This window comes from Aestuariivivens insulae, assembly GCF_022662195.1.
In the GTDB taxonomy this organism is placed as follows: domain Bacteria; phylum Bacteroidota; class Bacteroidia; order Flavobacteriales; family Flavobacteriaceae; genus Aestuariivivens; species Aestuariivivens insulae.
Genome location: NZ_JAKMCS010000009.1, coordinates 1 through 18,941 on the forward strand (window position 1 = coordinate 1; position 18,941 = coordinate 18,941).

General features: G+C 36.6%; 17 protein-coding genes. 4 read left to right on the plus strand and 13 right to left on the minus strand.

What is annotated here, in order from left to right; all coding sequences use genetic code 11:
• Positions 1 to 185 precede the first annotated feature (185 nt).
• From MR062_RS11630 to MR062_RS11660, 7 genes are all read right to left on the minus strand, one after another.
• Positions 186 to 1,484, minus strand: a complete 1,299-nt coding sequence (locus tag MR062_RS11630; protein ID WP_242204424.1) for an NRAMP family divalent metal transporter — start codon at positions 1,482 to 1,484, stop codon at positions 186 to 188.
• A gap of 199 nt (positions 1,485 to 1,683) precedes the next feature.
• Positions 1,684 to 3,234 carry an acyl-CoA carboxylase subunit beta gene (locus MR062_RS11635; protein WP_242204426.1) on the minus strand — a complete coding sequence of 517 codons (1,551 nt, stop codon included), beginning with the start codon at positions 3,232 to 3,234 and terminating at the stop codon, positions 1,684 to 1,686.
• Between the two features lie 2 nt (positions 3,235 to 3,236).
• Positions 3,237 to 4,679, minus strand: coding sequence for an acetyl-CoA carboxylase biotin carboxylase subunit (gene accC / locus MR062_RS11640; protein ID WP_242204428.1), 1,443 nt, complete (start codon positions 4,677 to 4,679; stop codon positions 3,237 to 3,239).
• A 24-nt stretch (positions 4,680 to 4,703) separates the two neighbouring features.
• Positions 4,704 to 5,183: a biotin/lipoyl-containing protein gene (locus MR062_RS11645; RefSeq protein WP_242204430.1), complete on the minus strand. Its 480-nt coding sequence runs from the start codon at positions 5,181 to 5,183 to the stop codon at positions 4,704 to 4,706.
• A 75-nt stretch (positions 5,184 to 5,258) separates the two neighbouring features.
• On the minus strand, positions 5,259 to 5,936 hold the full coding sequence (locus tag MR062_RS11650; protein ID WP_242204432.1) for a PrsW family intramembrane metalloprotease: 678 nt from the start codon (positions 5,934 to 5,936) through the stop codon (positions 5,259 to 5,261).
• Positions 5,937 to 6,488, minus strand: a complete 552-nt coding sequence (locus tag MR062_RS11655) for an NUDIX hydrolase (RefSeq protein WP_242204434.1) — start codon at positions 6,486 to 6,488, stop codon at positions 5,937 to 5,939.
• A gap of 139 nt (positions 6,489 to 6,627) precedes the next feature.
• Complete coding sequence (locus MR062_RS11660) at positions 6,628 to 7,716, minus strand: M42 family metallopeptidase (RefSeq protein ID WP_242204436.1); 1,089 nt, start codon at positions 7,714 to 7,716, stop codon at positions 6,628 to 6,630.
• 371 nt (positions 7,717 to 8,087) lie between these two features.
• Here MR062_RS11660 and MR062_RS11665 point away from each other — a divergent pair, with 371 nt between their 5' ends.
• Together MR062_RS11665 and MR062_RS11670 are read left to right on the plus strand one after the other, a co-directional pair.
• Positions 8,088 to 8,774: a DUF4294 domain-containing protein gene (locus tag MR062_RS11665; RefSeq protein ID WP_242204438.1), complete on the plus strand. Its 687-nt coding sequence runs from the start codon at positions 8,088 to 8,090 to the stop codon at positions 8,772 to 8,774.
• A gap of 6 nt (positions 8,775 to 8,780) precedes the next feature.
• The gene (locus MR062_RS11670; RefSeq protein WP_242204439.1) at positions 8,781 to 9,272 is read left to right on the plus strand and encodes a GNAT family N-acetyltransferase; all 492 of its coding nucleotides are present in this window, start codon (positions 8,781 to 8,783) and stop codon (positions 9,270 to 9,272) included.
• Positions 9,273 to 9,277: 5 nt separating this feature from the next.
• Here the strand turns inward: MR062_RS11670 and MR062_RS11675 are convergent, their stop codons facing one another.
• From MR062_RS11675 to tsaD, 6 genes are all read right to left on the minus strand, one after another.
• Positions 9,278 to 9,649, minus strand: a complete 372-nt coding sequence (locus MR062_RS11675) for a type II toxin-antitoxin system VapC family toxin (protein WP_242204441.1) — start codon at positions 9,647 to 9,649, stop codon at positions 9,278 to 9,280.
• Positions 9,636 to 9,803, minus strand: a complete 168-nt coding sequence (locus tag MR062_RS11680; protein WP_242204443.1) for a hypothetical protein — start codon at positions 9,801 to 9,803, stop codon at positions 9,636 to 9,638. The genes MR062_RS11675 and MR062_RS11680 overlap by 14 nt, the downstream gene beginning before the upstream one ends.
• A gap of 112 nt (positions 9,804 to 9,915) precedes the next feature.
• The gene (locus tag MR062_RS11685; RefSeq protein ID WP_242204445.1) at positions 9,916 to 10,422 is read right to left on the minus strand and encodes a TrmH family RNA methyltransferase; all 507 of its coding nucleotides are present in this window, start codon (positions 10,420 to 10,422) and stop codon (positions 9,916 to 9,918) included.
• 262 nt (positions 10,423 to 10,684) lie between these two features.
• Entirely contained in the window at positions 10,685 to 11,329 is a 645-nt protein-coding gene (locus tag MR062_RS11690; protein ID WP_242204446.1) for a DUF4159 domain-containing protein, read from the minus strand.
• Between the two features lie 9 nt (positions 11,330 to 11,338).
• Positions 11,339 to 12,043: a 16S rRNA (uracil(1498)-N(3))-methyltransferase gene (locus MR062_RS11695; RefSeq protein WP_242204448.1), complete on the minus strand. Its 705-nt coding sequence runs from the start codon at positions 12,041 to 12,043 to the stop codon at positions 11,339 to 11,341.
• Positions 12,044 to 12,128: 85 nt separating this feature from the next.
• On the minus strand, positions 12,129 to 13,151 hold the full coding sequence (tsaD, locus tag MR062_RS11700; protein ID WP_242204450.1) for a tRNA (adenosine(37)-N6)-threonylcarbamoyltransferase complex transferase subunit TsaD: 1,023 nt from the start codon (positions 13,149 to 13,151) through the stop codon (positions 12,129 to 12,131).
• Between the two features lie 229 nt (positions 13,152 to 13,380).
• Between tsaD and MR062_RS11705 the strand changes: the two genes are divergently transcribed.
• Entirely contained in the window at positions 13,381 to 17,790 is a 4,410-nt protein-coding gene (locus MR062_RS11705; protein WP_242204452.1) for a translocation/assembly module TamB domain-containing protein, read from the plus strand.
• Between the two features lie 146 nt (positions 17,791 to 17,936).
• Positions 17,937 to 18,923: a 6-phosphofructokinase gene (pfkA, locus tag MR062_RS11710; RefSeq protein WP_242204454.1), complete on the plus strand. Its 987-nt coding sequence runs from the start codon at positions 17,937 to 17,939 to the stop codon at positions 18,921 to 18,923.
• Positions 18,924 to 18,941: the final 18 nt, after the last annotated feature.

An 18,941-nucleotide genomic window follows, 5' to 3' on the forward strand; every position in this document is an offset into this window, starting at 1 on the left:
CTCAACTCCACTGCCTTTTGTTTAAATTCTAAAGTGTAATGTTTGGGTTTACTTCTCATAATTGCTAAGTTAATAACTAGCAAGCATATTCTCTCATCTTTATGTCCAGTCTAATATAGGAAGTCCATGTAATAAAATTCTATAGTTTTATAACGAAATAATGGTGGTAAATTAAGCGTTAATACTTACTTTATAAACTTCACATAAACATAAAAAAGCGCAAAACCCGTTAAGAAAACAATACCGAGATAGCTTATAAGTTTCATGAGTTTGCCCGGTAAGAAGGCTTTATCTATATACTTACTGCTTACCAATCTAAAATTGGCGATGGCTACCAGAGGCGCTATTAAAAAGGAAATGGTCGTGGCCAAATCGATAAGGATTTTAAATTGCCCTGAAAAGAAGGCATTGATAGCAAATGAGCCTACAGCTAAGATAACTAGCGACCAAATATAAACTTTACGGGAATCGATTGTTTTATCCTCTCTTTTGGCAAACAATAGGGTAGTGGTGCGTTGCAAGGTTCTGGCATATCCATCAAAAAGTCCGATACAGGTACCAAACATGATGGAAAATGCCGCTGTACCAATAATTATATAGCTCCAGTTGCCCATGGTTGTGGTGTACAGCTTTATTACGCCATCGGCAAAACCGACACTTCCAGCGGGTAGGGATTGCCCTGTACCGTAAATTAAATAGGCCCCAATAGTAACAAAACAAATGGACAAAAACGCAGATACCCAATATCCGAAATTAAAATCGAAAAGGGTTTCTTTTAATGTTGGGTGGTAACTCGTGGATTTTATCTTTTCAACAATCCAAAGGCTTGTCCATGTCGATAAATCCATTGCCGTTGGCATCCAACCCATTACGGCAATAATGAATAAAATACTGGTGTCATCAAAAATATTGGGTGGGATAAAGTTTGGGACATGCTCGGCAGGGCCTTTTAATAAGGTAAGCACAAACACAATAAGGGTAGAAATTAAAAGGGTAATGCCAACCACTTTTATAAAATGGTCTAAAAAAGTAAACCTTCCAGACATAAGGAGCCCTACGGTAACCAAAAAAACCAAAGCCACAGGAAATAGCTTAAACGTGCTCCAAAGTCCAGATAAGCCAAAGAGATTGTCCATAAAGCCTGCGGTAACCAAAACCACGGCGGCACTAACAAAAAACATGGAGCAAATGGTAACGATAAAATAAGTCCAAATGGCAAACTTGCCTAGCCTTTTATAGCCATCAATCAGGGATTTTCCAGTGGCACTGGCATAGCGTGCAGCAAATTCAAAAAACGGAAACTTAAGCACATTGGCCGCTACAATAAATAGTAAAAGCGCAAAACCATAATTGGCACCAGCACGGGTGCTTTGTACCAGATGTGATACACCTATAGCCGTACTGGCAAACAAGATTCCCGGTCCCAGTGTTTTTTTTAGTTTTTTCCAGTTCATAAAAGTATAATTGGTTGGTTTATGGTACATAAAGGTACCCTTTGTGTATTTTGACAAAATTCTGTCAACCAGCCTATCGGCAGGCGGGTTAGAATTTTAGTCTTTAAAATAGTTCTCGATACGTCCCGACGTTTACTGTCGGGACACTCGAACAGACATATTATTACTCTTTTTATTCAAAATGCAAAACGGTTAATGATGTAAAAATAAACCGTAAACTTAAATCAATTTATAAAGGAATGTTACCATGTTTACGATTTGGTCTGATTTCTTTTTTTGTTTCAAGAACAGAAAAGGCTTTCAATAATTTGCGTCTTGTATTTTTTGGGAGTATCACTTCATCGATAAAACCACGTTTGGCAGCTTCATAAGGGTTAGCAAATTTTTCGGCATATTCTTTTTCTTTCTCCTTTATTTTTTCTTCCGGATTTTTTGCTTGGGCTATTTCATTTTTAAAAATGATTTCACTGGCTCCTTTGGCACCCATAACGGCAATTTCGGCCCCTGGCCATGCAAAATTAAAATCGGCTCCTATGTGTTTGGAGTTCATTACATCGTAAGCACCGCCATAAGCTTTTCTAGTAATGACCGTTACCCTTGGTACGGTGGCTTCGCTTAGGGCATATAGCAGTTTGGCACCATGAACAATAATGCCGTTCCATTCTTGGTCTGTGCCTGGTAGGAATCCCGGTACATCCACTAACACTAAAAGCGGCATATTAAAACAGTCGCAAAACCGCGTAAAGCGTGCCGCTTTTTTGGAACTCTTAACACCTAAAACACCTGCAAATGCCATGGGCTGATTGGCAATAATGCCAATACTTCTGCCTCCTAAACGTGCAAACCCCACAATAATGCTTTCGCCGTAACTTTTGTGGATTTCATAAAAAGAATCCTTATCAATAATACCCGCTATAACTTCATGCATATCGTAAGGTTTGTTGGGGCTGTCTGGAACAATGGTTGATAATTCATCTCTTATCTCATCCTGTAATTCAAAATCAATTGTTTTAGCAGTCTCGGTATTGTTTTGAGGGATATAGCTCAATAGTTTTTTGATGTCTTCGAGGCATTCCACATCATTTGCTGAAGTCACATGGGCCACACCAGATTTTGTAGCATGGGTTTCTGCTCCTCCTAGGGCTTCGCTTGTAACTTCTTCATTGGTAACTGTTTTTACCACATTGGGCCCCGTAACAAACATGTAACTGGTATTTTCAACCATAATAATAAAGTCGGTTATAGCTGGAGAGTAAACGGCACCACCGGCACAGGGGCCCATAATGGCCGAAATTTGAGGAACAACACCCGAAGCCTGTACGTTTCTGTAAAATATATCGGCATAGCCACCAAGCGACCGTACACCTTCTTGAATGCGAGCACCTCCAGAATCGTTTAAGCCAATGATGGGAGCTCCAACTTTAACAGCCATATCCATTATTTTGCAAATCTTTTCGGCATGGGTTTCTGATAACGATCCTCCAAAAACCGTAAAATCCTGTGCATAAACATAGACTAAGCGACCATTAATTGTGCCGTAGCCAGTAATGACCCCATCCCCATAATAAACTTGGTTTTCCATTCCAAAATCCGTTGTTCTATGGGTCACCAATAGGCCAATTTCTTCAAAGGAATTTTCGTCCAGCAAATAGGCTATGCGTTCCCTTGCGGTAAGCTTTTTATTGGCATGTTGTTTATCAATGCGCTTTTGTCCACCACCAAGTTTGGCTTGGGTTTCAAGCGATTTGAGTTTTGATATTTTGTCGTCTTTCGAATCCATAATTAGGTATTAGGTAAACGTAACATATTTTGGTCTTCCAGATATAGTTTAACTGCTATTAAAGCTGCAATTTTCGCTTCGTTTTCAATGCCTTGCTGTATGGCCTCTGGTGTGTAGTGCTGCTTTACAAAGTGGGTGTCGAAATTCCCTGATTTAAAAGCCTCATGTTCGCATACAAACTTGCCAAAAGGCAGGGTGGTTGCTACACCTTCAATATGGTAATTTTCTATGGCCTTGATCATGGTATGAATGGCTTCTTCGCGGGTCTTTCCGTAGGTGATTAATTTTGAAAGCATGGGGTCGTAATAGATGGGAACATCCATACCTTGCTCAAAACCATTATCTACTCTAATATTTTTGCCTATAGGAAGTTTATAGGTTTTTAAATGGCCTACACTGGGAAGGAAATCATGTAGCGGGTCTTCGGCATAAACACGAAGTTCCAGGGCATGGCCCTTAATTTTTAAATCATCTTGTGTTATGGGGAGTTTTTCTCCTCTGGCGATCCTTATTTGTAGTTCCACCAAGTCCACCCCAGTGATAAGCTCTGTAACGGGGTGCTCTACTTGCAGGCGCGTGTTCATTTCCAGAAAATAAAAGTTATGATCGGCATCCAGAAGGAACTCAACCGTTCCAGCTCCCAAATAATCACAGGATTTGGCCACCTTAATGGCGGCGTCTCCCATCTTTTGTCTTAGTTCAGGACTCAAAACAGATGAAGGGGCTTCCTCGACTACCTTTTGATGGCGGCGTTGAATGCTACATTCCCGTTCGAAGAAATGTAAAATGGTGCCGTGGCTGTCGGCCATAATTTGAATTTCTATATGGCGCGGTGAACCCACATATTTTTCAATAAATACAGAACCATCACCAAAAGCCGATGTAGCTTCACTTATGGCTCGATTCATTTGGAATTCCAAATCTCTTTCCTTGTCTACAATACGCATGCCTTTGCCACCACCACCGGCCGATGCTTTAATAAGTATGGGAAAGCCAATGGGTTTGGCTATGTCTTTCGCCTTAGAGACCTCTGTGATAGCTTCATCTATACCCGGAACCATTGGGATGTTATACTGTTTAACAGCTTCTTTAGCGGCAAGTTTACTTCCCATAATCTTTATGGCCTTGGATTTAGGGCCTATAAAAATGATATTATTGGTTTCGCAAAGCTCAGCAAAAGTGGCATTTTCACTTAAAAAACCATAACCCGGGTGTATGGCATCTACATTAAGGTTTTTGGCCACTTCAATAATCTTATCAGCTTTAAGGTAGGATTGGTTGGAAGGAGGGGCGCCTATACACACAGCTTGGTCGGCAAATTTTACGTGGGGCGCATTTCTATCTGCAGTTGAGTAAACAGCCACCGTTTTAATCCCCATTTTTTGCGCGGTTTTCATCACCCTTATGGCTATCTCACCTCTATTTGCTACTAATATTTTATTCATTTTGTTGCTTTGCACTAGCGATTATTATTCGAACTCAATTAACAATTGATTCTTTTCAACAGAATCACCATTAGTGGCATTTATGGATTTTATAACACCCTCTATGGGAGAAGTAATACTATTTTCCATTTTCATGGCTTCCAGTATCAGCAATAGGTCGCCTTCTTTTACCCGTTGTCCAACTTGAACGGCCATATCTAAAATCAATCCGGGCATGGGTGCTTTGATTTCACTTACCAGCTTTTTTGAGCCAATAGCAAAGCCCATTTCATCTATTAAGGCATCTAACTGATTTTTTATCTCAACGGTATACCTTGTATTGTTAATGGCAACGGTATAGGTTTTTGAATTGAAATCCCGTTTTATGATATCTGCAAAATAAGATTTGTTATTATGGATAATATGGTATTTGTTCGGAGAGCTATTTACGGCGTCAAGACCCATGACAGCATTTTTGGTTAATTCAAATGTAATACTGTGGTTCACTTTAACTTTATAATCCATAAGTTGTTGCTTTTATAGAGCTATAAATATAAGATTAAAAACCTAACCCTTTTAGGCTTTATGTCTTGCAAAAATTTATAAGGGTTTGAAATGGCTATTGTTTTGATGGTGCCTAATAGCCTTTCTAGATAGTACTATACCAATAACTAAAGAGGCCAAAGCACCAGACCAAATACCGGGCACAAAATCTATAAACAAGAAAAAGTCATAGGCCCCATGAAATAGCATGGCGGCTAGTAGGCCCAAAAGATTTAAAATGGTTTTGTGCTTTGAAAATTTCGCCTTACCCATAAAGTAGCCCATTAAAATACCAAAAGTAGCATGGGCCGGTACAGCCGTAAAAGCCCTAATCAATGCAATTTGGTAGCCCCCTTCAAACACATAAAGAATATTTTCGGTCGCTGCAAATCCCATCGATACAGTAAGTGCATACACAATGCCATCAAAAGGCTCGTTAAAGGATTTGTTATTTTGGGCGACATAACGAACGATGACATATTTACTGAATTCTTCCGTGAGTGCTACAACAAAGAACGCTTTTACAAATTGCTGAAAAACACTCATTCTATTGGCTAAAGGCAATACAATATTAAAGGCATAGTACAATATGGTAGTAATGATAATACTGACTATGGCCCCTAAAAAGAAATTCAGTAAAATTAAGCGTTTAGGTTCCCTTTCATATCTATCCTTTCTATAGATATAAAAGATAATAATTAATGAAGGAACAATAGCCGCTAAAAGTAAGTACATTTATGTGATGTGTTGCTTAATGGCATGCAATATAATATTATAATAAGCTTTATTTGAAGGCACAAAATGATTGTTGGTGCCACTGTTAGCAAGGAGGCCTTCAAATTCTGAAAAACTGACTAATTTAAGAGCTTCCACTTCATTGGGTTGGGGAACGAGTTGAGATAAGGATGTTTTTAATTCACAAATGAAAGTATTGTGCAACTCGTAATCCTTGATGCCGTTGGGGTAATCCTGAAAGCATTCAAAAACACCGATCTTTGATAGTTCTTTTTCTGAAATATCCAGGCTTAACTCTTCTTTCGTTTCACGAATGGCTGCTTGTTCTATGGTTTCGCCAGCATCGACATGTCCGGCGACAGACACATCCCATAGTAATGGGCAAATGGTCTTTTTAGCCGATCGTTGTGCTAATAAAATGGCCCCATCTAATGTATATAACCATACATGTGCCGTATTATGATACAAGCCCTTTTGGTGTATAACAGACTTTAATTCCGATTCTCCAGTAGGCTTTCCCGCTTTGGTTACTATGTCTATGTATTCGTCCATGAAACTAAGATCATATTAAAATGCCATCCCGAGCAGACGTTGTGTTGTCACACTGAGCGCAGTCGAAGTGCTCTCAAAGCCTGATTCGGGATATTAGCAAGTTTATAATGAGAAGCTGAAACAAGATCAGCAAAATAATCTATTTAAAGTAGCTAAACGTTTCTCCGTCTTCAATACTTAGTAATGTTTGATAAATTAAACGGATAACGTTTTCAACATCATCGCGATGTACCATTTCTACTGTGGTATGCATATAGCGTAGAGGCAATGAAATCAATGCCGATGCCACCCCACCGTTGCTATAGGCAAAGGCATCGGTATCTGTTCCGGTAGCACGCGATAGTGCCGAACGCTGGAATGGAATCTTGTTTGTTTCTGCGGTATCGGTAATTAAATCCCGTAATTTTTGTTGTACGGCAGGTGCATAGGCGACTACAGGCCCTTTACCCAGCTCTAAGTGTCCTTCTTTTTTCTTCTCTATCATAGGAGTTGTGGTGTCGTGGGTAACATCGGTCACGATAGCAACATTAGGTTTAATGGTTTGGGTGATCATTTCGGCACCACGCAAACCTATTTCCTCCTGTACGGCATTGGTTATATAAAGTCCAAAAGGCAGTTCTTTGTTGTTTTCTTTTAATAAGCGCGCTACTTCGGCAATCATAAATCCGCCCATACGATTGTCCAATGCACGACATACAAACTTGTCTTTGTTCAATATATGGAACTCGTCTGGATAGGTGATGACACAGCCTACATGAACGCCTAGTTTTTCAACCTCTTCCTTGGTGGCACAACCACAATCGATAAAAATATTATCTGGTTTAGGCGTTTCTTCTTTGGCTCTGTCCCTTGTATGTATTGCGGGCCAGCCAAACACACCTTTTACAATCCCTTTTTTGGTATGGATGTTAACCACCTTACTCGGGGCAATCTGGTGGTCGCTACCGCCATTTCTAATCACATAAATAAGGCCATTGTCTGAAATATAATTCACATACCAGGAAATCTCATCGGCATGTCCTTCAATAACCACTTTATATTTTGCTTTGGGGTTTATGACGCCAACAGCTGTGCCGTAGGTATCTGTAATGAATTCATCGACATAAGGTTTAAGGTAATCCATCCAAATTTTTTGTCCGGTCCACTCGTAGCCCGTAGGTGCAGCATTGTTTAAATAGTTTTCTAAAAATGCTAACGATTTTTTATTGAGAATGCTCTTCTTTGCCATGTTTAAAAGTTTTGCACTAAAATAATAATATTAACGATAAACATATTGGATTTTATAAGCGAAAAAGGTTGTGTCTGAAAAAAAAATTAAAGCGTATTAATTCATCTGTAGTAATCAGTTTGTATTTCTAAGTACATGACGAAAATTACTTTTCATGCCGTAATCACTTGAGAGCCGAGACCTGCCAGGTTTTTAAAACCTGGCAGGTCTAAAAATAACCTGTTGTTGGTCAGTGCTTTAAATCTACTAAGCATTTTTATTTGTATTTAGAAAAAATAAAGGGTTACAGGACACCCAATAATCCGTTAAAAATCATGTTTGCATATTGTAAATTGTTAATTTTGCCAAGACAATTGCTCCAGATCATATTTATGAAGGACCTCTTAAAATATATAATCTTACTTTCTCCTTTTGTAGTGTTTTCACAAATAAGTGAAAAAGAGCAGGATACTACAGCATATGAGTATTTAATTATAAAAGGCGATTCGGTGCCTAGAACAGCTATTGATTTAGAAGAGGTGATGCTATTGCATAAACTTAAATTTGATAGCAGAAAAGACCGTATCAGGTATTTAATTTTAAGACGAAAAACGGTAAAAGTATACCCTTATGCGAAATTAGCAGCCGATAGGTTGGATTCCTTAAACAGGCGCTTGGAAACATTAACTAAAAAACGGGATAAAAAAAGGTATACTAAAATGATCCAGAAATATATTGAAGGTGAGTTTTCAGATGAATTGAAAAAATTAACACGTACAGAGGGACAGATTTTGGTGAAATTGATCCATAGGCAAACCGGTCGTACAACCTTCGATTTGGTTAAGGAGCTACGAAGTGGGTGGCGAGCTTTTTGGTATAATACAACAGCAAGTATGTTTGATATTTCGCTTAAAAAAGAGTTCGATCCTTATAATGATAAAGAGGACTACCTAATAGAGGATATTTTACAGCGTAATTTTCAAAGCGGCGTTTTGGAGCGACAAAAATCGACCATAAAATACGATTTTTATGAATTGACCGATAAATGGTTGCATTCTGAAGTGTCTAATAACAATTAAGTTCCGATGATTAAAATTAGTAAAGCTGAAACAGAATCAGATTATCAGGCTATTGAACAACTAGCTTATGTGATTTGGAGAGCACATTATATTTCTATTGTAGGGAAGCCTCAAATAGATTATATGCTGGATAAATTTCAATCGGCTAAGGCTATAAAAGAACAAATAGCTGATGGCTTTGAATATTTTATGTTGGCTTATAATGATAAACCTGTGGGCTATATCGCTATTATAAACGATGGTGACACATTGTTTTTAAGTAAGATATATGTGTTGAGTGCATATCGAGGTAAAAAAATAGGTAAGGCTGCGTTACAGTTTGTTGAAGAAAAAGCTAAAGCGGCTAACTTAAAAAGCATTACGCTAACGGTAAACAAAAACAATCAGAATTCTATAAAAGCTTATGAAAAACTAGGCTTTGAAAATGTAGGGCCAACAGTAAAGGATATTGGTAATGGCTTTATTATGGATGATTATAAAATGGTTAAAGTGCTTTAAGTAACCTAAGTTTCATAGTATAACAAGGTAAGCTCTTCTACTTTTTTAAAGTCTATATCTGCTGTAATTAGTGGTAAATCTAAATATAATGCTGTAGCGATAATAATACTGTCCGGAAGTTTTGTCTTATATGTTTTTCTAACACGTATGGTTTCCTGTTTTATAGCATTGTTAATTGTTATTGTTTTACATTGAGATACAAACTCTTTAATGATTTTTTCTTCTTTTGCAGTAATACCTCCGTATGCCAATAATTCCAGTTCAGTAATCACAGAAATATAGAGTTGTTTCTCGTTTAATAATTCAGCTAATGTTTCATCTCCATTTAAGAGGTAAAGTATGATGTTAGTATCAATAAAAAGCTTATTCCCAATCATTTCGAAGTTCTTTCTGAATGTTAACAGCGTCCTTTTTTAGGTTGATTTTCCCAACATACTTATAAACATCAACCCCTTTAGGTTTTAGTTCCTTACCTAAATTTTTTAGTATGTCTTTAATGCTTTTTTTTGTAGCTCCCTGTTTTATTGTCATTACCATAACCTGTTTGTTTATTTAATACAAAGATAATTTAATGTTTTAAAGATAAACAAAAACGAGCAGCTATGCTTTTCGTAAAGCAATAGTTGTGGGTATCTAAAAAAAATTAAAGAGATCTAAGCTGTTTTGTAATTTCGTATAGTGCTATATTGGTAGCCTGTACTACATTCATACTACTATTATTGCCAAACATATCGATATGGATAATAGCATCGGATAATTTTAAAACGTCTTCTGAAACACCAAAATTTTCATCACCCACAACCAAAGTTATTGGGGATTCATCTGAAAACGTAATATTGTGAATGGGGGTACTGTTTTCAGTAATTTCCAAAGCAATAATTTGGTGTCCTTTGCTTTTTAATTGTTCAATGACTTCTACTGTCGAGGTTTCAATTTTATAATGGACCACCTTTTCTGTTGCCCTAGACGTTTTGGTCATTTTTCTGCCAAAAGGAATGACTTCACCACAAAGGATCAAGGTTTCAATGCCAAAGGCATCGGCGGTTCTGAACAAGCTTCCTATGTTTGGGGCGTTGGTAACGTTATCACAAACTAATGAAATAGGGAAGGTATGTCGCTTAAATTTTGTGTTGTAATGGGTTAGTTGCATCTTTTTTTAGTCGGTAGTCGGTTGTTTGTAGTTGGTGGCTGTTTGTTGAGTTGTATTAAGTTATTAAGTTATTGAGTTATTGAGTTAATGAGTTATTGTGTTATTAAGTTATTGGGTTAATGAGTTATTGTGTTATTGTGTTAATGAGTTATTAAGTTATTAAGTTATTGGGTTAATGTGTTATTGAGTTATTGTGTTAATGAGTTATTGTGTTAATGAGTTATTCTGTTATTAAGTTTGGTTTAAGTTCATAACAAATAACTCAATTCTCAAACGCATATTTTACAATATTAGCTCCCATTTTAAGGGCTTTCTCCCTAACATCCTCGGGGTCGTTATGAACTTCGGGGTCTTCCCATCCATCTCCTAAATCGCTTTCATAAGTAAACAGAAGCACCAACCTGCCTTCATAAAAAATACCAAGCGCTTGTGGTCGTTTTCCATCATGTTCATGGATTTTAGGTAGGCCATCTTTGAATAAAAAAGCATTGTTGAAAATAGGGTGGTTGGCAGGAAGTTCAATTAAATCTGTATTTGGAAATACCTTTTTTAATTCTTTGGTAATAAAAGGTTCCATGCCATAGTTGTCATCAATATGTAAAAAGCCTCCCGATACCAAATAGTTGCGTAGGTTCTCGGCATCACCATCGCTGAAAAATACATTGCCGTGCCCTGTCATGTGTATAAAAGGGTATTGAAAAATATCAGTGCTGCCAACTTCTACCGTTTGTGGTTTTCCATCTATTTTAGTATTTATCCTTTCGTTACAGAAGGTAATTAAATTGGATAGTGCTGTTGGGTTACTGTACCAATCGCCACCGCCTTTATACTTTAAAACTGCAATTTCTTGAGCGTTTATAGTACTAAGTACAAAGTATAAAGTACAAAGAAGGAGCGTTTTCTTCATTGGTTTTATCTATTCATTTATAAAAGCAACAGCATGACAGGCTACTATCGCAGCCGTTTCTGTGCGCAATCTGGTTGCTCCCAAAGTTACAGGAATAAAATTATTTTTTAGGGCCATTTCAATTTCCTTAACACTAAAGTCGCCTTCGGGACCAATTAAAATTGTGGTAGGGGTGTTGGGGTGAAGTTCCTGTTTCAAACTTTTTCGATCGGTTTCTTCGCAATGGGCTACAAAACGATCACCTTTAAGCTCTTGTTTTATAAATTCCTTGAAGGTAATGGCAGCATTTAGTTTAGGCAAGTAACAATGAAGCGATTGCTTCATGGCCGATTGCAATATCTTTTCATAACGTTCTGGTTTAATCACTTTGCGTTCGCTACGGTCACAAATAATAGGGGTTATGGTGTCGATACCAATTTCGGTGGCCTTTTCTAAAAACCATTCGTAGCGATCGTTCATTTTTGTAGGCGCCACGGCTAAGTGTATGTTGTATGAACGTTTTTCTTGTAATGTTTTATGCGTAACTTTAGCGACACATTTCTTGATGTCGGCTATTAAAATTTCCGCTGTAAATAGCCAACCATTACCATTGGTAATATGCAATGTGTCTCCAGTGTTTTTGCGTAAGACCTTGGTGATATGCCTGCTTTCTTCTTTAGAGAAGGCAAACTCAATGGTTTGTTCGTTAATGTCTGGATTATAGAATAGTTGCATAAAGGTTTAGGTTGTTTTTAGCCACGAATTCACGAATGTTTTTTCTTGTGTTTCATTTATAAAATGATTCGTGAATTTGTGCCAATCAAATTTTCAATCGTGCCGAAGCTGTAACGTCTTGTGCTGTAAAATTGCCTTCAAGATATTTTAAATAACCCACAATGGCTATCATGGCGGCATTATCTGTTGTAAATTCAAATTTAGGCACGTAAGTGGTCCATCCAAACTTTTGTTCGCCATCCTTTAGGGCCTGTCGTATTCCTGAATTTGCAGATACGCCTCCACCAATTGCAATATGCTTTATACCGGTTTGTTTTGAAGCCAGTTTTAACTTGTCGATTAAAATACCAATAATGGTATATTGTATGGAAGCACAAATATCGTTAATGTGTTCTTCAATAAAATTGGGGTTGTTCTTGGTTTCCTTTTGAATAAAATAGAGAATGGCCGTTTTCAAACCAGAAAAACTAAAATTTAACCCATCTACCTTAGGTTTTGTAAACTTAAAGGCTTTTGGGTTGCCTTGTTTGGCACGTTTATCAATTTCGGGACCGGCAGGATAGCCTAAACCTAAAATCTTACCACTTTTATCAAAGGCTTCACCTACGGCATCATCGATGGTTTCTCCTATCACCGTCATATTAAAATAGCTGTCAACCCGTACAATTTGCGTATGGCCGCCAGAAATGGTCATGGCTAAAAATGGGAAGGGAGGCTTACTGTAGCCTTCTTCATCGATATAATGAGCTAAAATATGGGCCTGCATGTGGTTAACGTCAATTAGCGGGATATTTAAACCATAGGCTAAAGATTTTGCGAATGATGTTCCAACCAAAAGTGATCCCATTAAGCCTGGGCCGCGGGTAAATGCAATTGCGTTAAGTTGTTCTTTAGAAACATTGGCTTGGTTTAAGGCTTGGTCTACTACAGGAACAATGTTTTGCTGATGTGCTCTTGAAGCCAATTCTGGTACAACACCGCCATAGGCTTCGTGTATTTTTTGGTTGGCAATAACATTGCTTAAGATTTTTCCGTTATGTATAACGGAGGCAGCTGTATCGTCGCAAGAAGACTCAATTCCTAGGATGTAAATATTTTGTTCAGCCATTACTAAATTTTAGGCACAATAATTGTTAATTTTGAAATCAAATAAAGCGAGTGCTTTTATTTATAAGTCAGTACAAAACTAGTCTTTTTTATTTTTTAATAATAGATTTAGTGAGTAATATGTCCAATATAGGTTGCTATGCATCATACGGGCTTTGTTAATTAAAATTTTAACTTTGTAACATATCAAGAAAGTACTTAAAATAGCATCAAAAATAGCGGTAATACTATTGCTGCTCTTCATCATTTTGGTGCTCATTTTGTCTATTCCTTCCGTTCAAACCAATCTAGGGAATTATGTAACCAATAAATTAAACGAGGACTTCAAAACCAATATCAATATTGAGCGTGTGAGTTTACAGTTTAATGGCGATATTGAGCTTAAGGATATTTATATTGAAGACTACAAGAAAGATACTTTAATAAGTATTTCAGAATTAAACACCTCCATTATAAGTATACCGAACTTAATTAAAGGTAATTTGGTTTTTGGAGACATAGACATAGAAGGCTTAATATTCAATATAAAAACCTATAAGGATGCCAAAGATACTAATCTGGATGTTTTTGTTAAGAAGTTGGAAAGCGATAATCCACGAAAAGAAAAAGGTAACTTTTTATTGTCTTCCAGTGATGTCTCTATCTACGATGGTGTTTTTAAACTAACCAATGAGAACAATGCCAATGAAAGAGGGCTTGATTTTAGCCACTTAAACATTAACGCCACTAATTTTTTAATAAGTGGTAGCGACGTAAGTGCTAGAATAAATACCTTAAGCCTTAAGGATAGTAGGGGAGTTACCATAAAAAACCTAATGACTAATTTTAAGTACACTCTTACCGATATGACCTTTGAGGCGTTGGAGGTAAAAACAGAAAATTCTGTTTTAAAGGGTGATCTAAAATTTTTGTATAACCGGGAAGATTTACAGTTTTTTACCGATAAGGTAACTATTAACGCATCTTTTAGGAACTCTAATGTGCTATTGGATGAGCTTAATACCTTTTATAATGAATTCGGCACGAAACAACGGGCAAGGTTTGATGTTGATCTATCTGGAACTTTAAATGATTTGAAGGCCAATAAGTTAAGACTGAACTCCAGTCGAAATACAAAAGTTTATGGCGACATAAATTTTAAAAACCTATTTAACAAAGAGTCCAATAACTTTTATATGTTAGGTAGGTTTAGCAATTTATCTTCAACTTATGCCGATTTAAAAAGCATGTTGCCCAATGTGTTGGGGGCTTCTATACCTTCATCGTTTGAACGGCTCGGGTATTTTACAATTATTGGTACTTCGGAAGTTACAGCTTCAAAAGTTAAGGCCGATATTGAAATTGATACCGATTTAGGTATCATTAAATCAAATTTAGATATATCTAAAATAAAGAGTATCGACGACGCAACTTACAAAGGAAAAATTAGTCTTGAAGCATTTGATGTAGGGACTTTTATTGAATCACCTACAATAGGGGTAGTGTCTTTAGATTTTGATGTAGATGGTAAGGGGTTTTTAAGTGAAACGGTTAATACCCAAGTGAAAGGGGATATTTTTAATGCGGTTTATAATGGATACGATTATAAAAACACTAAAGTTGCCGGTACCATAAGGAACAAAATTTTTGATGGAAACCTCGTTACAAATGATAGAAACTTTATTTTCAATTTTAGCGGTATTGTAGATTTTTCTGAAAATGTACGCAAATACGATTTTCAAGCCCAAGTAGATTATGCTAATTTAAAAGCATTGAATTTTGTTAAAAAAGATAGTATTTCGCTATTTGAAAGTACGGTTAAAATGAATGTTAATGGCAGTAGTTTTGATGATGCTTATGGAAACATCGTGTTTACCAACACCACCTATAAAAATGAATATAACACGTATTATTTTAAGCGATTTGAGACCAGTTCAAGATTCGATAATGGTGTAAGGTATATTCGTGTGAATTCTCCAGATATTATAAGTGGTAGTATGGACGGGGAGTTTCAGTTTAATGACCTAAAAAGGCTTTTTGAGAACTCATTAGGGAATATCTACACCAATTATATACCTCATGAAGTAAAAGACAATCAGTACATCGATTTTAATTTCACCATTTACAATAAAATACTGGAAGTCTTTTTACCAGACATCCAGGTGGGAAAAAACACCTTTATAAAAGGTACTGTTGAAAGTGATGCTAAAGCGTTCAGATTATTGTTTAAATCGCCCGAAATAAAACTTGCCGAAAATCTGGTCCGGAATATAGAACTTCAGGTAGATAACAAAAACCCATTGTTTAATACCTATGTAGAGTTAGATAGCCTAAGTACAAAATATTATAGTGTATCCGATTTTCGTTTGATTAATGCGACTGTTAACGATACGCTGTTTATGCGTTCTGAGTTTAATGGTGGTAAGCGTAATAATGATGTTTACAACTTAAGTTTTTATCATACTATAAATGAAGAAAACGAATCGGTTATAGGGTTTAAAAAGTCTGATGTTACTATAAAAAACAATAAATGGTTTATTAACGAAGCCAAAGACCGCTTTAATAAAGTATCCTTTAATAAAGCGTTGACAAAATTCAATATCGATCAGTTTAAAATAAATCACAATTCTGAAGAAATAAAACTGTCCGGTTTTATAAAGGATTCTACCCAAAAAGATATCAAACTTAATTTTAAAGATGTAGACTTAGCTAAAATTACACCAGATATTGATAGTTTATCCTTAGCGGGAAACGTTAATGGTAAACTGGATATTTTGCAACAAAATGGGAGCTACCTGCCAAACTCCACAATTATTATAGACAACTTTAAACTCAATAATTTTTTATTGGGCTCTTTCGATGCTAATATCAAAGGAAATGAAACGTTAACCAATTACACTATAAATGCCGCTATTAAAGACGATATAACCAAATCGTTTAGTGCTAAAGGGCATATTAATGTTGTTGGAAAGCGTTCGGACATTGATTTGAACCTTAATTTTGATGCACTTAATTTACAGCCATTAAACCCATTACTGCATGGAGTATTGTCCAATATACGTGGCCAAGTTTCTGGAACAGCTAGGATTAATGGAGATCTTAAAAAACCAGGCATTAATGGTAAGCTATTGCTTAATAGAGGGGGCCTAGGTGTTCCTTACCTTAATGTAGATTATGCGTTTAACGATAACGCCCAAGTTATATTAATAGATCAAAGTTTTAATTTTAAAGACTTACAGCTTACCGATACCAAATACAATTCAAAAGGAGAATTAAGAGGTTCATTAAGCCATACAAACCTATCAGATTGGCGATTGAATTTAGATATTTCTACACCACGATTATTAGTTCTGGATACCAAAGAATCTGAAGAGTCTTTGTATTACGGGACAGGATTTATTGGTGGGTCTGCGAGTATTTATGGGCCAGCCGATCAGTTAACTATTAGCGTTACGGGAGAAACCAAAACGGGCACCGAGTTTAAAATACCTATCCGTGATACCGAATCATTTGGAGATAATACTTATATACGATTTGTAACCAGAGAAGAAAAAGCAGCAAGAAAAAAAGGAGAAGAAATAACCTTTAAGGATATAAAAGGCTTGGAGTTGGATTTTGATTTGGATGTCACAGAAGATGCCGAAGTAGAAATTATAATAGATAAAAATACAGGGCATTCGTTAAAAGGAAGCGGAGCCGGTGGCCTATTGGTAGAGATTAATACCAATGGAAAATTTAAAATGTGGGGAGATATATCGGTCTTTAAAGGGGTTTATAATTTTGCTTATGGCGGGCTCGTGCAAAAACAATTTATTGTACAGCCAGGTGGAACAATAGCATGGGAAGGCGAACCCTTAGGAGCAGTTATAGATATGGAAGCCATATATAAAACGCAAGCGAACCCATCACCATTACTGGACAATCCCATAAACAGAAGTATTCCTGTTGAATTAAAAATCCACTTGGAAGACGATTTAATGCAACCCAACCCCGACTTTACCTTCGATTTTCCAAATGTTAACTCAACTGTAAAGTCTGAGTTACAGTACCGATTGGAGTCCCAAGACGATAGGCAGAACCAAGCATTGTATCTGTTATCGACAGGGTCGTTTTCCAGGGGGCTTAATGAATTGGATTTTTCGGGTACTATTGCAGAACGTCTTAATGGTATTATTAATGGCATATTTTCTAGTGGTGACGGAAAGTTTAATCTAGGTATTAATTATGAAGCAGGGCAAAATAGACCAGACTACCAAACCAATGATAGAGTTGGCGTTACCTTGCAAACACAAATAAGTGATCGGGTTTTAATTAATGGAAAAGTTGGTGTACCCATAGGGGGAGCAAGTGCAACAGAAACCGTTGTAGCAGGTGATGTGGAGATCGATTTCTTGTTAAATGAAGAAGGTACGTTAACAGCAAAAGTATTCAACAGGGAAAATAGCATTCAAAACTTTGGAGAGGCCATAGGTTATACTCAAGGGATCGGTGTTTCATATAATGTAGATTTCAATACCTTTAAAGAATTGATACAAAGTTTGTTTAAAAGGAAGAAAAAGACAGAGAAAAAAGAGACTTTGGAAAAAGTACCCAATAAAGGCAATAATTCCCCACTACCAGAATTTGTAAAACTAAAACCTGCCGAAAAGACTGAAAATTAGTTTCTTTTAGGTGTGTTTAATTTCCCTGTAGAAGTACAGATTTAACTAAAACGTTATAGTTCTAAATAGTATTAAAATACTGTAAATGCTATATATATATGATATTTGTTTATTAATTTTACCTTCCAAAAATCAAGAAAAGTTTAATGCCAAAGAAAATAAAAAAATTAGCTGTTTTAACTTCAGGAGGTGATTCACCAGGAATGAATGCTGCTATTCGTTCAGTAGTTAGAACTTGTGCTTACCATGACGTTGAATGCGTTGGCGTGTATAGGGGTTATGAAGGCTTGATAGAAGGAGACTTCAAATCAATGGGAGCAAGAAGCGTTAGAGGAATAATAAATAAAGGCGGAACCATATTAAAATCGGCGCGTTCTCAAACCTTTAGGACTCCAGAAGGACGAAAAATTGCATACCAAAATTTGGTTGACAATAATATTGAAGGATTGGTTGTAATTGGAGGTGATGGTTCATTTACCGGAGCGCTTGTTTTTAATCAGGAGTTCGGCTTTCCAGTGATGGGAATTCCAGGTACAATTGATAACGATATTTTTGGAACATCCCACACCTTAGGTTTTGATACAGCACTCAATACAGTGGTAGATGCCATTGATAAGATACGAGATACTGCAAGTTCACATAATCGCTTATTTTTTATAGAGGTTATGGGGCGCGATGTAGGGCACATAGCATTAAATACAGGTATAGCCGGAGGCGCAGAAGAGATATTGATTCCAGAAGAAGACTTAGGGTTAGATAGACTAGTAGAGTCCTTAAACAGAAGTAGAAAATCAGGTAAGACTTCAAGTATTGTAATTGTTGCAGAAGGTGATAAAATAGGTAAAAATATTTTTGAGCTTAAAGAATATGTAGACGACAATATGGAAGGCTATGATGTTCGTGTATCTGTATTAGGACATATGCAACGTGGTGGTGCGCCATCCTGTTTCGATCGTGTTTTAGCCAGTAGAATGGGGGTTAAGGCTGTAGAGACCTTATTAGAAGGGAAAACAAACTATATGGTAGGGCTTATAGCCAATAAAATGGAATTAACACCGTTGGATAATGCCATTAAAGGGAAAACAAAAATAAATTTAGAATTACTGCGTGTCTCAGATATAATGAGCATATAAAAATTAATAATTAAGAAC

What these genes read in the sequence shown, in the direction of transcription:
- accC (WP_242204428.1), bottom strand. Translation starts at nt 4,679, where the DNA reads ATGAATAAAATATTAGTAGCAAATAGAGGTGAGATAGCCATAAGGGTG.
- MR062_RS11695 (WP_242204448.1), bottom strand. Translation starts at nt 12,043, where the DNA reads ATGCAACTATTCTATAATCCAGACATTAACGAACAAACCATTGAGTTT.
- MR062_RS11660 (WP_242204436.1), bottom strand. Translation starts at nt 7,716, where the DNA reads ATGGCAAAGAAGAGCATTCTCAATAAAAAATCGTTAGCATTTTTAGAA.
- tsaD (WP_242204450.1), bottom strand. Translation starts at nt 13,151, where the DNA reads ATGGCTGAACAAAATATTTACATCCTAGGAATTGAGTCTTCTTGCGAC.
- MR062_RS11685 (WP_242204445.1), bottom strand. Translation starts at nt 10,422, where the DNA reads ATGCAACTAACCCATTACAACACAAAATTTAAGCGACATACCTTCCCT.
- MR062_RS11645 (WP_242204430.1), bottom strand. Translation starts at nt 5,183, where the DNA reads ATGGATTATAAAGTTAAAGTGAACCACAGTATTACATTTGAATTAACC.
- MR062_RS11655 (WP_242204434.1), bottom strand. Translation starts at nt 6,488, where the DNA reads ATGGACGAATACATAGACATAGTAACCAAAGCGGGAAAGCCTACTGGA.
- MR062_RS11635 (WP_242204426.1), bottom strand. Translation starts at nt 3,234, where the DNA reads ATGGATTCGAAAGACGACAAAATATCAAAACTCAAATCGCTTGAAACC.
- MR062_RS11670 (WP_242204439.1), top strand. Translation starts at nt 8,781, where the DNA reads ATGATTAAAATTAGTAAAGCTGAAACAGAATCAGATTATCAGGCTATT.
- MR062_RS11630 (WP_242204424.1), bottom strand. Translation starts at nt 1,484, where the DNA reads ATGTACCATAAACCAACCAATTATACTTTTATGAACTGGAAAAAACTA.
- MR062_RS11665 (WP_242204438.1), top strand. Translation starts at nt 8,088, where the DNA reads ATGAAGGACCTCTTAAAATATATAATCTTACTTTCTCCTTTTGTAGTG.
- MR062_RS11690 (WP_242204446.1), bottom strand. Translation starts at nt 11,329, where the DNA reads ATGAAGAAAACGCTCCTTCTTTGTACTTTATACTTTGTACTTAGTACT.
- MR062_RS11675 (WP_242204441.1), bottom strand. Translation starts at nt 9,649, where the DNA reads ATGATTGGGAATAAGCTTTTTATTGATACTAACATCATACTTTACCTC.
- MR062_RS11650 (WP_242204432.1), bottom strand. Translation starts at nt 5,936, where the DNA reads ATGTACTTACTTTTAGCGGCTATTGTTCCTTCATTAATTATTATCTTT.
- MR062_RS11680 (WP_242204443.1), bottom strand. Translation starts at nt 9,803, where the DNA reads ATGACAATAAAACAGGGAGCTACAAAAAAAAGCATTAAAGACATACTA.
- pfkA (WP_242204454.1), top strand. Translation starts at nt 17,937, where the DNA reads ATGCCAAAGAAAATAAAAAAATTAGCTGTTTTAACTTCAGGAGGTGAT.